The 14417-nt window shown below is 63.4% G+C and carries 12 protein-coding genes, 2 tRNA genes and 1 pseudogene; 6 read left to right on the top strand and 9 right to left on the bottom strand.

The window, feature by feature from the left end; all coding sequences use genetic code 11:
• Nucleotides 1-14: 14 nt before the first annotated feature.
• From accD to ACPS74_RS06575, 3 genes are all read right to left on the bottom strand, one after another.
• Nucleotides 15-881 (bottom strand): acetyl-CoA carboxylase, carboxyltransferase subunit beta, encoded by an 867-nt coding sequence (gene accD / locus ACPS74_RS06585; protein WP_018409680.1) that lies wholly within the window; start codon nucleotides 879-881, stop codon nucleotides 15-17.
• The gene (trpA, locus tag ACPS74_RS06580) at nucleotides 878-1744 is read right to left on the bottom strand and encodes a tryptophan synthase subunit alpha (RefSeq protein ID WP_036242277.1); all 867 of its coding nucleotides are present in this window, start codon (nucleotides 1742-1744) and stop codon (nucleotides 878-880) included. The genes accD and trpA overlap by 4 nt, the downstream gene beginning before the upstream one ends.
• Nucleotides 1745-1892: 148 nt before the next feature.
• Complete coding sequence (locus ACPS74_RS06575) at nucleotides 1893-3827, bottom strand: potassium transporter Kup (RefSeq protein ID WP_029651831.1); 1935 nt, start codon at nucleotides 3825-3827, stop codon at nucleotides 1893-1895.
• A 304-nt stretch (nucleotides 3828-4131) separates the two neighbouring features.
• Between ACPS74_RS06575 and ACPS74_RS06570 the strand changes: the two genes are divergently transcribed.
• Nucleotides 4132-4929 (top strand): dienelactone hydrolase family protein, encoded by a 798-nt coding sequence (locus tag ACPS74_RS06570; RefSeq protein WP_029651830.1) that lies wholly within the window; start codon nucleotides 4132-4134, stop codon nucleotides 4927-4929.
• A 6-nt stretch (nucleotides 4930-4935) separates the two neighbouring features.
• On the opposite strand, the gene ACPS74_RS06565 is transcribed toward ACPS74_RS06570, so the two are convergent.
• Together ACPS74_RS06565 and ACPS74_RS06560 are read right to left on the bottom strand one after the other, a co-directional pair.
• A complete protein-coding gene (locus ACPS74_RS06565) occupies nucleotides 4936-5745 on the bottom strand; it encodes a cyclase family protein (RefSeq protein WP_029651829.1) in 810 nt (269 codons plus the stop codon).
• 39 nt (nucleotides 5746-5784) lie between these two features.
• Nucleotides 5785-5991: a DUF1674 domain-containing protein gene (locus tag ACPS74_RS06560; protein WP_029651828.1), complete on the bottom strand. Its 207-nt coding sequence runs from the start codon at nucleotides 5989-5991 to the stop codon at nucleotides 5785-5787.
• A gap of 80 nt (nucleotides 5992-6071) precedes the next feature.
• Here ACPS74_RS06560 and ACPS74_RS06555 point away from each other — a divergent pair, with 80 nt between their 5' ends.
• Entirely contained in the window at nucleotides 6072-7490 is a 1419-nt protein-coding gene (locus ACPS74_RS06555) for an RsmB/NOP family class I SAM-dependent RNA methyltransferase (RefSeq protein WP_029651827.1), read from the top strand.
• 2 nt (nucleotides 7491-7492) lie between these two features.
• On the opposite strand, the gene ACPS74_RS06550 is transcribed toward ACPS74_RS06555, so the two are convergent.
• Complete coding sequence (locus ACPS74_RS06550) at nucleotides 7493-8002, bottom strand: RNA pyrophosphohydrolase (protein ID WP_026223195.1); 510 nt, start codon at nucleotides 8000-8002, stop codon at nucleotides 7493-7495.
• A 194-nt stretch (nucleotides 8003-8196) separates the two neighbouring features.
• The gene (locus ACPS74_RS06545) at nucleotides 8197-9291 is read right to left on the bottom strand and encodes a Ppx/GppA phosphatase family protein (protein ID WP_029651826.1); all 1095 of its coding nucleotides are present in this window, start codon (nucleotides 9289-9291) and stop codon (nucleotides 8197-8199) included.
• Between the two features lie 244 nt (nucleotides 9292-9535).
• Between ACPS74_RS06545 and ACPS74_RS06540 the strand changes: the two genes are divergently transcribed.
• The 3 genes from ACPS74_RS06540 (at nucleotide 9536) to ACPS74_RS06530 (ending at nucleotide 10764) form a co-directional block, all read left to right on the top strand.
• Nucleotides 9536-9609: transfer RNA gene (locus ACPS74_RS06540), tRNA-Gln, on the top strand.
• Nucleotides 9610-10259: 650 nt separating this feature from the next.
• The gene (locus ACPS74_RS06535; RefSeq protein ID WP_029652136.1) at nucleotides 10260-10646 is read left to right on the top strand and encodes an HU family DNA-binding protein; all 387 of its coding nucleotides are present in this window, start codon (nucleotides 10260-10262) and stop codon (nucleotides 10644-10646) included.
• A 44-nt stretch (nucleotides 10647-10690) separates the two neighbouring features.
• Nucleotides 10691-10764 (top strand) — tRNA-Gln (locus tag ACPS74_RS06530).
• A 107-nt stretch (nucleotides 10765-10871) separates the two neighbouring features.
• Here ACPS74_RS06530 and ACPS74_RS06525 read toward each other — a convergent pair.
• Entirely contained in the window at nucleotides 10872-11456 is a 585-nt protein-coding gene (locus tag ACPS74_RS06525; RefSeq protein WP_029648502.1) for a hypothetical protein, read from the bottom strand.
• 12 nt (nucleotides 11457-11468) lie between these two features.
• Nucleotides 11469-12991, bottom strand: a pseudogene (locus ACPS74_RS06520) (FAD-dependent oxidoreductase).
• A 495-nt stretch (nucleotides 12992-13486) separates the two neighbouring features.
• Here ACPS74_RS06520 and ACPS74_RS06515 point away from each other — a divergent pair.
• Nucleotides 13487-14386 (top strand): manganese catalase family protein, encoded by a 900-nt coding sequence (locus tag ACPS74_RS06515; RefSeq protein ID WP_029648503.1) that lies wholly within the window; start codon nucleotides 13487-13489, stop codon nucleotides 14384-14386.
• Nucleotides 14387-14417: the final 31 nt, after the last annotated feature.

Genomic DNA, 14417 nt, shown 5'->3' with positions numbered 1-14417 from the left:
TGCGCCTCGCGATGTCAGGCGGCGGCGCGTCGCGGCGGCGACTTGGTCAGGAGACCGCACAGGCGCGCCAGCGTCTCGCGCAGCTCCTGACGCGGCACCACCATATCGACCATGCCGTGATCGCGCAGATATTCGGCGCGCTGGAAGCCTTCGGGAAGCTTCTCGCGGATCGTCTGCTCGATGACGCGGGCGCCGGCGAAGCCGATGATCGCGCCGGGCTCGGCGATCTGCACGTCGCCGAGCATGGCGTAGGACGCCGTGACGCCGCCCGTCGTCGGATTGGTCAGCACGACGATATAGGGCAGGCGCGCCTCGCGCAGGCGCTGAACGGCGATGGTCGTGCGCGGCATCTGCATGAGCGAGAACATGCCCTCCTGCATACGCGCGCCGCCCGACGCCGTGAAGATCACAAAAGGCGTGCGCTTGGCGAGGGCGTATTCGCAGCCGGCGATGATCGCCTCGCCGGCGGCCATGCCGAGCGAGCCGCCTAGGAATTCGAAATCCTGAACGGCGACGGTGACCGGCGAGCCTTCGAGATTGCCGAAGGCGACCGTCACGGCGTCCGCCATGCCGGTTTTGACCCGATATTCTTTCAGCTTGTCGACGTAACGCTTGATGTCGCGAAACTTGAGGGGATCCAAAGGCGCTTCGGGCGTCGGAATCAACTCGCATTCGGCGTCGTCGAAAAGGCTGGCGAGCCGCGTCTCGACGGGACAGCGCATGTGGTAGCCCGAGCCGGGCACGACATAGAGATTGGCCTCAATGTCCTTGTGGAAGACGAGCTGACCGCTCTCGGGGCATTTCACCCAGAGATTTTCCGGCGCTTCGCGCTTGATCAGCGCCTTGATCTTCGGCGGGACGACGTTCGAATACCAATTCATGACACGAGCCTCGTCAGCCAACTCATCACGCCGCCTTTAGGGCGGGCGTCGCGCACGCCTTCGGCGATGGACGCGACGAGCCCCGTCACAGCGTCAACGCTCGAAGGTCCGGCGCGGCCCTCCGCGTCGAGCGAAGCCTTAAGCGCTTGGACCAGCGCCGTGCCGACAACGACGCCATCGGCGTTACGGGCGAGTTCGGCGGCGTTCTCCGCATTTTTGACGCCGAATCCGACGGCGATCGGCAGCGCCGTGTGCCGCTTGATGCGCGCAACAGCCTGACTGACGCCAGCGTAGTCGGCAAGCGCCGCGCCGGTGATGCCGGTAAGCGACACATAATAGACGAAGCCGCTTGTATTTTCGAGCACCTTGGGAAGCCGCTTGTCGTCGGTCGTCGGCGTTGCGAGGCGGATGAAGTTCAGCCCGGCCTCGCGCGCGGGGGTGCAGAGTTCCGAATCTTCCTCCGGCGGCAGGTCCACGACGATCAGGCCATCGACGCCGGCGTTCCGGGCGTCGCGCAGGAAGGCGTCGACGCCGTAAACATAAATCGGATTGTAGTAGCCCATCAGCACGATGGGGGTGGCGTCGTCTCCGGCGCGAAAGTCGGCGACGAGCTTTAAGGTCTTCTTGAGCGTGGTCCCCGCCTTGAGCGCGCGCAGGCCCGCCGCCTGGATCGCCGGCCCATCCGCCATCGGATCGGTGAAGGGCATGCCGACCTCGATGACGTCCGCGCCAGCGCCAGGCAGGCCGCGCAATATGTCGAGCGACGTCGCGAGATCCGGGTCGCCGGCCATCACAAAGGTCACGAGGGCGGCGCGCCCTTCCTTTTTGAGAGCGGCGAAGCGATCATCGATGCGGGTGGGCATAAGCGACAGACGTCCTTCATAAGCCGGCGAAATCTTCAAAAAGCCCTCTCGGCCGGGCTCCGCCAATCCTTTTCGGCTCTCAGGCGAGCCACGCGGGCCGCCGTTGCTTAGTGCCTGGGTCCCGTCCCGTCCACTGTTTTCGCGCGCGCTAAATCGTCACTTGCGCGCCCAGTTCGACGACGCGGTCGGACGGGATTGAGAAGAAGTCCGTGGCGTTGGCGGCTTGGCGGGTGAGCGCGACATAGAGCTTGTCCTGCCAGACCGGCATTTCGGAAGAGGGGCTTTCCTTGATCGAGCGCCGGCCCAGGAAGAAGCTCGTGGTCATGATGTCGTATTTGAACCCGGCCTTGCGCATGGCGGCGAGCGCGGCCGGAACGCGTGGACTTTCCATGAAGCCATAGTGCAGCGTCGCGCGGTAGAAATCGCCTGAAAGCCGCTCGATTTCGAAGCGCTTTTCTGGCGCAACGCGGGGCCGATCCTCGGTTCTGACACAGATCACCAGCACGCGCTCATGCAGAACCTTGTTGTGCTTGATATTGTGCAATAACGCGGCGGGCGCAACGGCTGGATCGCTCGTTAGGAAGATTGCCGTGCCGGGCACGCGCGTCGGTTTTGACTTCTCCAACATCGCAATCAACTCAGTGAGCGGTATTGAGTCGCGATGGGTTTTTTCGGCGAGCAGCCGCGTGCCGCGCACCCATGTCCACATGACGATCATGGCGCAACCGCCGAGCGCGAGAGGCACCCAGCCGCCGTCTTTGACCTTCATGAGGTTCGCCGTCAGAAACGCTAAGTCTACGACGAGGAACGCCGAAATGAGCAGCAGCGCCGCCCAGAGCGGCCAGCCCCATTTTTTCCATACCACGACGAAGGCGAGCCCGGTCGTGACCACCATGGTGCCCGTCACGGCAATGCCGTATGCAGACGCCAGAGCCGACGAGCTTTTGAAGGCGATGACGAGCAGCAGCACGCCAGCGAGCAACAACCGGTTGATGCGGCCGATATAGATTTGGCCTTCCTGCGAGGCGGAGGTGTGCGTGACCTCCAAACGAGGGACCAGCCCCAGTTGAATCGCTTGTCTCACGATCGAAAAAGCGCCTGTAATCACCGCCTGACTCGCAATCACTGTGGCAAGCGTCGACAAAATGACGAGCGGCAATAGGGCCCACTCTGGAGCCAAAAGAAAGAAGGGATTGTCGATCGCCTCCGGACGGGAAAGAATCAAAGCTCCCTGGCCCAGATAATTCAGCAAGAGCGCCGGAAGCACGAAGGCGAGCCAAGCAAACCGAATAGGAAAGCGGCCGAAATGGCCCATATCGGCGTAAAGCGCTTCGGCGCCGGTCACGCCCAGGAAGACCGATCCCAGCACCGCAAATCCCAACCATCCATGTTGGAGTAGAAAGCTTACGCCAGCGCGGGGGTCGAAGGCGGTCAACACTTGCGGCGCATCGGGAATATGGGCGGCGCCCAGCACTGCGATGCAGAGGAAAAACGCAATCATGATCGGGCCGAAAAATGCCGCGACTCGCGCCGTTCCATGGCTCTGCACCCAGAACAGCGTGACCAGGATGAAAATGGTGATCGGTAGAACGAATTCGCTGAAGCGGTGAGTGACGAGCTCCAGGCCCTCGATTGCCGACATGACCGAAATCGCAGGCGTGATGATGGCGTCGCCGGAAAATAACGCAGCACCCGCGACGCCGAGCAGAAAGACCGGCGCCGACCCCCCGCCAAGTGCGGATTGCGCCAGCGCCATCAACGAAAGGATGCCGCCCTCTCCGCGATTGTCGGCCCGCATGAGGAAAACCACGTATTTGATCGTCACGGTGAATATCAGGGCGAAGATCAATAGCGAGATTGGGCCGATTACCGCTTCTTCGGTAAGGACATCGGCCTTCACGCTGTGGGCGAGCGACTCGCGCAGGGCGTAGAGCGGGCTCGTGCCAATGTCGCCATAGACAACGCCCATCGAACCGATGATGAGTCCGACGACGCCGCCCTTCTCGCGTTCCTCTCCCTGGTGCGCATGCGTTTGCGTTCCATCGCCGCCCGAGGCGGGACCGGCGTCGGATCGCTGCGTCATGGGACGTTTCCTTTGATACAACCCGCTGCGTCGCTTATCGACGCTCTCGGAAGAGGCGGTTCCCCAGGCGAGAACGAGGGCGCTAAGGCTTCCTCTCCTTCGGCGTGGGTCCGCCGATACGGTGCGGCGATATACGAGGTTTTGCGCGCAAAGAGAAGTCGAGGTTGCGGCGCAATATTGGCGCGCCAGACTTTACGCGCCCTGAAGGGGTTCGCGGCGATCGGAACGTCGTCGTGGTCGGCCGGCTGGACACGGCCCGTCCGTTTCATAGCTAATCCTCGACGTCAGCTTTGTAGGAGGCCTCGTGACCTCGCCTTCAGACCACCCAGCCCGGTTCGCCCAAGCGGCGGGCGCGCCCGCGCCAAGCGCCATCGCTACGGACGTCGAAGGACTCGAGGCCGGCATGACGACTCTGCCGGGCGGCGCGCCGGCCTATCTCGCCCGGCCACTGGCGGGGGCCAATTTCCCGATCATTCTCGTGGCTCAGGAAATCTTTGGCCTTCACGAACATATCCGCGACGTCGTAAGGCGTTTCGCGAAGCTTGGCTTTGTCGCCATCGCGCCCGACTTCCTCATTCGCTACGGGGATCCGCAAGAAGCGCCAGACATAGAGGCCATTCGCGCCATCGTCGCCAAAGTCCCCGACGCCGAGACGATGGCGATATTCGATCAGGCGCTCGCGTACGCCGCGACGAGAGGCGGCGACGCCAAATGCGCGGCGATCACCGGATTTTGCTGGGGCGGGCGCATCGCCTGGCTCTATGCGGCGCATCATCCGCAACTCCTCGCCTGCATTCCGTGGTACGGGCGGCTTGATGGGCCGCATACGCCGGCGCAGCCACGCTGGCCAATCGACATCGCGGGGGAGCTGAAAACGCCGACGCTGGGGCTGTACGGCGGCGCCGATCCCAGCATTCCGGCCGAACTCATCGAGACCATGCGCGCGCGTCTGAAGACGGCGCAGGCGCCTGCCGAGATCATCGTCTATGCCGATGCGCCGCATGCGTTCTTCGCCGATTATCGTGATAGCTATCGGCCGGACGCCGCCAGCGACGCCTGGGAAAGGGCGCTGGCCTTCCTGCGCGCCAAGGGCGTCGGGTAACCGGGTTTATCGCGGGGCGAGCGCGATGATGCGGGCGGGACCGCCCGAGCCTTTTTCGATCTTCATCGGCAAGGCGACGAGGATCGCGCCTGTCGGCGGCAGCTGGTCGAGATTAGTTAGATTTTCGAGACCACCGATATTGGCGGCGCCGATGATCCGGTGCACCAAAAAATCTTGCGACGGTCCGTTGTCGACGCTGGCCGTGTCGACGCCGATGAGGTTGGGGCGGCGCTCTTTCGCGAGCCACTCCGCCGCCTCCGGGCCAAAAGACGGAAAATGGAGATGCGTGGCGTCGCCCGGCGTGTCGTCGCCGAGATAGGCCTTCTTGTCGGGCCAGCGTGCGCTCCATCCGGTGCGCAGCAGCACGATCGCCTTGTCGGGAATGCGGCCATGCGCCGCCTCCCAGGCGGCGATGTCTTCGATCGTCAGCAGATAGTCGGGGTTCGCCGCGGCCTTGGCAGCGACGTCGATGACGATCGCCGGACCGACGAAGCGCTCGACCGGAATCTCGGCGTTTGTCCAGCGGCCCTCGGCGAAATGCATCGGCGCGTCGAGATGCGTGCCCCCATGCTCGGGCGAACAAAATTCGTTGGCGAAATAGAAGAACCCAGCCTTGGTCGGCCCCTTGTGCAGCACTCTGAGTTCGAAACCCGACGGCGAAGTCGGCCAGTAGATGGTTTCGGCGTTGAAGGCGTGGCTGAGGTCGACGACCCTGCTCGACGCAAGATCGAGGCTCTGCGCTTGCGCTGGTTCGAGTCGGGCGGCGGAGAACGTCAGACACAGCAACAGACCGCCTAACGCTGTTCGTTTTTTCATATCGGGACGCTCTCCAGAAACGCGCTCGCGCGCGTCGGATCAAAAATCGCTAGCAATTCCTTTGACTTCCCAATCGCCGTAGCGCGCCGGGTCGGGTCCGTCGCGGCCGCCAAGTTCTTGCGGCGGGGCGGGAGCTTGCGGGGCCTCGCGGCGACGCGCCTGCGCTTCGGCCAATGCGCGCTGCGCGGCGGGCGTCGGCTGCGTGCGCCGCTCTGTCGAATTCGCTGTGTCTTCTGCCTTGGACACGGTCCGATCCTGTGTGCATTCATCGCCCGCCGCCGCGCTATTGTGCTATGATTCGGTTCGGTCGCGGAGGGAGAAGCCGTTTGGCGAACAGCGACAGTAGATCAATTTCCGCCCGGACCAAATCGGCGCGTCAAGGGCCCCGGCAAGGTTTCGTGCCCGCCGAAGCGGTGCGGGAGGCCGAAGCCGCGAAGATTCCCGGGTTGCCGGCGCGACTCGCCGCCGCCAACATCATCGGCGACATCGTGCAGGGCGGCCATCGTCTCGATGAGTGTTTCGCCCCGAACGCGGTTCCTTCGCGCCTCTCCGGGCTCGACGCCCGCGACGTGTCGCTCACGCGCTCGATCGTCACGGTCGCGGTGCGCCGGCTTGGCCTCATCCGCTACGTTCTCGCCGAACTCCTCGAAAAGGGGTTGCCGCGTCAGGCCGCGCGGCTTGAGTTCTCGCTGATCGCCGCGGCCGCGCAAATCCTGTTTCTCGACGCGGCCGATCACGCCGCCGTCGATCTTGCGGTGCGCGCGGCGCGCCTTGAACCGAAAACCGCCGGCTTTAGCGGGCTGGTCAACGGCGTGTTGCGCAATCTCGCGCGACGACGAGAGGAATTCCTGGACGTCGCCGCAAGCGGCGAGCACGATGCGCCGCCGTGGCTGGCGCAGCGCTGGCGCAAGCATTATGGCGAAGAAACCGGGCGCGCCATCGCAGCCATGCATATGCTCGAGCCGCCCCTCGACGTGTCAGTCAAAGACGATCCCCAAGGTTGGGCCGAGCGGCTCGACGGGGTCGTGCTGCCGACGGGCTCAGTGCGGCTGCGCAGCCACGCGCCGATCAGCGAGCTTCCGGGCTATGAGGACGGCGAATGGTGGGTGCAGGACGCCGCCGCCGCTCTGCCGGCGCGCCTGCTCGCGCCGAGGCCGGATGAGCGCGTGCTCGACATGTGCGCCGCGCCTGGCGGCAAGACGGCGCAGATGGCGCTTGCCCGCGCACAGGTGGTCGCTCTGGACCGTTCGGCGGAGCGCCTGAAGCTGCTTGCCGCCAATCTCGCGCGGCTACAGTTACATGCGGAAGTTGCGGTCGGCGACGCCGCCGCCTATCAGGCGCAGCCTTTCGACGCAATTTTGATCGATGCGCCCTGTTCGGCGACGGGAACGATCCGGCGTCATCCCGACGTGTCCTGGACCAAGAAGCCCGGCGACATCGAAACGCTCGCGAGCTTGCAGACTAAGCTGCTCAATCGCGCGGCGCTCCTGACGCGGGCGGGCGGGCGCATCGTCTATTGCTCCTGCTCGCTGGAGCCTGAGGAAGGCGAACAGCAGATCGCCGCGTTTTTGCGCCGCAATCCCGATTTTCGTCGAATGCCGATTGATCCTGGCGAGGGCGTCCCGGAGGCGTTCATCAACCGAGACGGCGATTTGCGCACCTTGCCGCATTACTGGCCGAACGAAGATCCGCGCCTTGCCGGCATCGACGGATTTTTCGCCGCCCGGCTCCTGCGTTCGGCCTAGCTTTAGGCCCGCGCCGCGACGAGGGGCGCGAATTCCTTCACCACCTGCTCATAGACGATCCGCTTGAACGGCACGATCAGCTCCGGAAGCGCCGAAAGCGTCTCCCAGCGCCAGGCGTCAAATTCAGGTTTGTGCGCGCCGTGGCCCGGCGCATGAATATCGATCTCGCTTTCGTCGCCTGTGAAGCGCAGGGCGAACCAGCGCTGGATTTGGCCGACATATTTGCCGCTCCAGCGGTTGTTGGAATTTCTGGGGAGATCGTAGCAAAGCCAGTCGGGAGCCTCGCCGAGAAGCGCGACGCTCGACACATTGGTCTCTTCGTGAAGCTCGCGCAGCGCCGCCTCATAGGGCGTCTCGCCCTCGTCGATGCCCCCTTGCGGCATCTGCCAGAGATAGGGCGGGCGGGTCTGGTCGTGGGCGCCTTTGGCGCGCCGCCGCCCGATAAAGGCGAGGCCTTGCGCATTGAGCAACAAGACGCCGACGCAGGGCCGATACAATCCGCGTCCGCTCATCGCCGCGCCTCGCGGCAAGGCCAATGTTGGCGCGCTCCATCGACTGCGTCTGTCATCCGCTCCCCAAGCGTTCGAATTTTGTCCGGGGACATTTCTGACGCCTCGCGCGCCCGCCGTCGAGCCGCCAGAGAAAGAATCTGCTCAAACATTTGGTTCCCTGTCGAGCACATGATTCGATGCGAACGGGCCGCGCTCTAGACGCGCCGCGTCAGCGCGCCGTCGGCCTCCATCAGCTCCAGCAGCATGCCTTCGCGCAACCCCCGGTCGGCGATGCGCGTCCGCTGCGCCGGAAAAAGCGCGCGAATCGCCTCGAAAATCGCGCAGCCGGCAAGGACGAGATCGGCGCGTTGCGGTCCGATGCAGCCGTTGGCGACGCGCTCATCGAAATCCATGTTCCGCAGCCGCAGGATGGCCCGGGTTGCGTCATCGTCGCTCATCCACAAGCCGTCGACGCGCCAGCGGTCGTAACGCTCGAGCCCCAGATGGACGCCGGCCAGGGTGGTGACCGTCCCCGAAGTGCCCAGAAGATGGAAGCGCGGACAGCGGCGCTCCGAGGCCATGCGCTGCGCGAAGGGGGCGAGAGTTTCGCGCACCTGCTGCGCCATGGCCGCGAAGGTCTCGGCCGAGACGGAGCGGCCGCCGAAATGCTCCGCGAGCGTCACGACGCCGAGTTCGAGCGATGTCCAGGCGCGAAAGGCGTAAGCGCCATTTTCGCTGCGCCGTTCGCGCGTTAGCCACACGAGCTCGGTGGACCCGCCGCCGATGTCGAACAGCAGCACGCTTTCGGCGGCGGGATCGGCGAGCGATCCGCAACCGCGGGCGGCGAAGCGCGCCTCGGTTTCGCGGTCAATGATCTCGAGCTGCAGGCCGGTGCGTTCGCGAACGCGCTCGACAAATTCATCGCCGTTCGCGGCGCTGCGGCACGCCTGGGTCGCGACAAGCCGGGCGCGGGTGACGCCGCGCGCATCCATTTTTTCGCGGCAGATTTCGAGCGCCGCGATGGTGCGCTCGATCGCTTCCTCGCTGATCCGACCAGCCTTGCCGAGGCCTTCCCCCAGCCGCACGATGCGCGAGAAGGCGTCGATAATGCGCAAAAAATCATTGTTGCGCCGCCGCTGCCTGTGCTCAGGCCGGGCGATCAGCAGCCGGCAGTTGTTGGTGCCGAGGTCGAGCGCAGCATAGGTGTGGCGCGCGTCGAGCGCGCCAGAAGCGACGCCGGAGGTGATGTGAAGCTCGGGCGCGGCCTGCGCCGACGCCGACGCCGTAGACGGTAGACCGGTTTCCCTCACTCGATCCCTTCCGCGAAGCGCTCCATCCCGCCTTGCGCCGCATCGACGGGAGCGGAGCGGCGATCATCGTAACGCCAGAAGGCTGGCGTAAATTTCTTTCATGCAGGATCGGCGCGCCGCCCGCAAGGGCGTTTCCTGAGGGCATTTAGAGCGCCAGCGGCGGGCGTTGGCGGCCGGAAGGTTGACACTGTCACCGGCGCTCTCTAAGTCACCAGCCGTTCGCGCGCGCTCTGCGCGGCGCCGTTGGGGGATAGTTCAACGGTAGAACAGCGGACTCTGACTCCGTTAATCTTGGTTCGAATCCAGGTCCCCCAGCCAAATCTCACATGTCGCGACTTGCCCTCGCGCCTCTCCCGAACCGGCGGCGACCGTCGCGGTTTCTGAGGACTCAAAGGCTGGCGGAAGCGTGCGACCGCTTCGCCGTTCCCAAGCAGGCTCGGCGCCGATCCGCTGGAAACCCGAAAGGGGCGCTTGCCAAGACAGCGTCGCCATCAGCCCGCGAGCCGAAGCTCGCGAACGTCATAGAGAGCGCGCCGGATCGGCTCGGCGCGAGACAAATTGGCGGCAAATCATTTCAAGCAATTCGGACAGAAGCTGATTTCTATTAGGTTGTCTCGGCGGTCACTGAACTCTGCGTAACATGATGTGCGCAATTTAGAACGGCGCAAACTTCAAGCTAGCCAGGGACGCCAACTGGCGTAGGGGCCGTCAGGCTCCGCGGGCGCTCCTCCCCGGAGCGCCAATGAGAGAGTTGTTCACTTGATAAGGCCTGGATCGGGGCCTGGCCTCCGTCCGAGGGCGTCGCCACCACCTCCTCGCTCGCAACATTATCAGTATTGCGTTGACGCGAGAGCTTCCGTCGCTTGCAATTGCTGCGCAGAAATTTGCGAATCACCAATGAAATCGTTAGCAATCGAATGTGTGTGGGTGAGTAATAATGCAGGCGCTTAACTCGTAAAGGACATCTTATGGCTAGAGGAAAACCGGTGAAGGCGGCGACCAGGAAGGTGAGCAAGGCTGAGCCTGCCGCCATTCGGCCGATCAAAGAGACATTTACAAAATCGGCGCTCATCAACCGGATTGCCGAGGAGAACGACATTCCTCGCAAGACCGCGGTGGGCGTCTACGCGACGCTGGAGAATGTGTTTCTCGGGTCAGTCCACCCGCGCGGCGTGGGCGAGTTCACCCTGCCGGGCCTTTTGAAGGCGACCCTTCGCAAGGTGCCGGCGCGCAAGGCCGGAACTTTGGTTCGCAATCCTGCGACGGGCGAGATGGTCAAAGCCGCAGCCAAGCCCGCAAGCGTGCGCGTCAAAATCCGGCCGCTCTCCAAATTAAAATCGGCGGCGACGAAGTAAAGCGCCATCGAGGAAGTCGTCGCGCTAGGTTGGCGCGGCGCCGTTGGGGGATAGTTCAACGGTAGAACAGCGGACTCTGACTCCGTTAATCTTGGTTCGAATCCAGGTCCCCCAGCCACGCACGTCACGACGTTGCGAGATAAGTTGTCACAAACGCTTGCCCGTCGCCCCGGCGTCAACGACGGCCGCCGGGTCGCTCGCGCGCGAACTGACCGCTGGTCTATTCTATTGCGCGGGCGATCTCGCGGCGCGCGGAACGAAGCGGCCGTTATTGGCGCGCAAGCCGCGCCAAAGTTCTTCGGTGTAGGGCAGGACCGCGAACAGCAAGGCCGCGACCAGAGCGCTGATGATATAGGCGAGGGGAAGTGGAGGGGCTTTCAGCGCGATGTCAAAGCGCGGCGCTTCATCTCCGAATCCAAAGAGCGCCAGAAACTGCGGCCAATGCCGCGCCGCGACCAACAGCACGCCCATCAGCGGCATCATTTCAAGGTAGCTGTGAACGTGTTGCTCGATGGGGGGTATCTCGCGCAAATTCACCGCATAGCTCAAATCCCAAAGCGTCGTCGCCTCGTGAACGAAGAACATCACGATCATGAAGGCGAGCACGATCGCGTTGATATCCAGCAGAAGCGCCGCGAGGAACGGGCCCGCGACTTCGGCGAAGAGCAGGAGATGAAGAACGGATTCCTTCGCGCCGGAGGTTGTCGCGATGTTTGTCGCGCGATGACATAGCCAATCAGCGAACCCCGCCAACAGCCAGACCGGCACGACAAAATACATCAGCACCAATAATGTCGGATCCTGTTCCATCCGCATCCGCTCTCAAGGCTCTTGTTTTTGCAAAGGTCCGTAAGCGGGGCCGTTGAGCGCTTCGCCGTCCGGCGCGAATTGAGATCCGTGACAGGGGCAGTCCCAACATCGCTCGAAGGCGTTCCAGTGAACGAGACAGCCAAGGTGCGAACAAACGGCTGAACGCAGGAACAACGTCCCGTCGTCGTCACGAAAGGCGGCGACCTTGCTCAAGCCGCTGCGCACGATCGCACCTTCTCCCGGCTTAAGCTGATCCCATGAGTTGATTTCGCCGGGCGTGACATATTCGGCGAAGTTTTTCGGCGTGGTGAGATTCTCGCTCACATATTCGCCCACGGCGTTGAGCGGCGAGCGCGCGGGATCATAGGCCTCGGCCCAGCGGCTGGCCCCGGTCAGGATCATGTCCTTGATGATCAGGCCGGCGAGCGCGCCGTGAGTCATCCCTTGCCCTGAATCGCCGGTCGCGACGAAAATGCGCTCGCTCCCAGGGTCTCGACCGATGAAAGCCATGCCGTCGATGGGTTCGAGAACCTGTCCGGACCAGCGGCGAAGCTCTTTGCCGAGCGACGGCAAACGCGCGCGCGTCCAATCCTCCAGAGCCGCGAAGCGATCAGGCGCATCATTTGCTTCGCCCGAGCGATGATCCTCGCCGCCGACGATCAAAACGTCGACATTGTTCTCGCCAGGCTGCAGCCGCACGTAGTGATAGGGATCCAGCGTATCCCAATACAAAGCGTCCGGAAGCGCGCCGGAACGCAATTGGAAGGCCATGGCGTAAGTTCGGTAAGGCGCTTGCTTGGTGTGAATAGCGAAGCGGTCGGTGATCGGCGCATTCGTGGCGACCACCACGAAATCCGCGTGAATGGTACGGCCGTCGGCCGTCACGACTCTCACGCCGCCATCCTCCTCCGCCACCTCAACCACCGTGGCGTCGGCATAGAAGCGTCCGTCGGCGTCGACGATCGCGCGCGCAAGGCCGTGAAGATATTTGAGCGGATGCACGCGGGCCTGATCGGGATAACGAAGCGCCGGCGTGGCGTCATGGCCGGCAAGGGGAACGCCTGTCTGCTTGAAGACCGGAAGTCCCGCCTTCTGCGCCGCTTCGAACTCTCGCTCGAGCCATTCGACGTCTTCCGTTCTTGCCGCAAAGAGATAACCGTCGACCCTTTGAAAGTCGCAGTCGATTTTGAGTTTTTGTTGCAGAGTTTCAATTCGAGCGATTGCCGCCTGCTGGCTTTCGCGCCAAGCGCTTGCATTGTCTATCCCGCGCAATCGGATGAGCTCGTCAAAGCGTCGTCGCTTGCTGACGCGAGATGCGCGGTCGTGCGCGCCGTCATTCCTTTGCCAATCGGTCCTCGATCGAGAACGATGACCTTCTTGCTGCCGCTCGCGAGTTCATACGCCGCGGACATACCCGCGACGCCAGAACCGACAACGACGACATCAGCGCGTTCGTCGTTCAAAAGAGAGCTGACGCCTTCGAGAACAGGCTCGTCCGTCCAAAGGGATCGACTTTTTTCAAAAGAGACATTCATCGGGATTTCCGGGTCTGCGCGATCGGGTTTCCCGGCGGCAATCGACGGCCCAGGCGAGAGTAGAACGAACGCGCCTGCTTCGTGTTCCACAGCTTGATGGAAGCTTCGAGCGTCACGCGGGACCGCGCCGTTACGCTCGAGCCCTCCATTCTCCGAAGCAGTCCCGAGCGTCTACGAAAGCTGAAGCGTGCGGCGCGGAGCGACTGATGCCTACGATCGTTTGTAGTCGTCCCTAAAGAGACTGCACCAGAACACCATTTCGAGTTTTCGTCCGGTGCGATGGCGTCTGCGGCTCCAGCGCAAAGCGGCGACGATGGCGCCAACCTGACGACGATCGCCGCTTCCGTCCGGTGTGAAGCAATCGCACCTCAGGTAAAAACGCATGCGCCCAAATGAATCAGGAACGAAGTCTCTTCCCGCAAGTTCATGGATACCAACGGGCGCCGATGCGGCCGCCGCTTCCCACGACCTTGAACCGTGAACCTAGGAGCAATCATGTTCACGCATAATAAGAAACTTCAGTATACGGTCCGGGTATCCGAGCCTAATCCGGTCCTCGCGAGCCTCATGCTCGAACAGTTCGGCGGACCGCAAGGAGAACTCGCGGCGGCGATGCGATACTTCACGCAGGCGATCGCCGAAGACGATCCGGGCCGGCGCGACATGCTTTTCGACATCGCCACCGAAGAACTCAGCCATCTTGAGATCATCGGCAGCATCGTTTCGATGCTGAACAAGGGCGCCAAGGGGCAGCTCGCGGAGGCGACGCAGTCCGAGGCCGAGTTGTATCGCTCGGTCACGCAGGGGGCCGACAGCCACACGCAGGCGATCTTGTACGGCGGCGGCGCGGCCCTGACCAATTCCTCGGGCGTTCCTTGGACCGCGGCGTATATCGACACGATCGGCGAACCCACGGCGGACCTGCGGTCTAACATCGCCGCGGAAGCGCGCGCCAAGATCGTCTACGAGCGGCTCATCAACGTCACCGATGACGCCGGGATAAAGGAGGCGCTCGGTTTCCTCATGACGCGTGAGATCGCCCACCAGATCTCATTCGAGAAGGCGCTCTACGCTATCCAACCCAACTTCCCGCCCGGCAAGATGCCTGGCATGCCGCAGTTCTCGCACCTCTATGTGAACGCGTCGCAGGGGCCGACCGATCATAGGGGTCCTTGGAACACGGGCGAGAATTGGCAGCGCATGGACGATGTGCTCGGCGGCATTCCGCTTGACGGCGGAGACGGCGCGGCGAGCGTCGATCTCGGTTCGTCGCAAAGCGAGGATCTCGCCAACTACGCGGCGCGAACGAAATCGAACCCCGGTTCCGATCCGGTGACGGGGGCGGATCTGGGCAGCAGCGGCGGCGCCGAAGCGCGACATTCGCCCGCGGAATGATCAAGGATTGACGCCGGCTGCAGCAGCCGGC

The organism is Methylocystis sp. SB2 (assembly GCF_049817085.1).
Classification (GTDB): Bacteria; Pseudomonadota; Alphaproteobacteria; order Rhizobiales; family Beijerinckiaceae; genus Methylocystis; species Methylocystis rosea.
The sequence above is the reverse complement of the archived record's forward strand: the minus strand, read 5'-3'. Positions and strand labels throughout refer to the sequence as shown.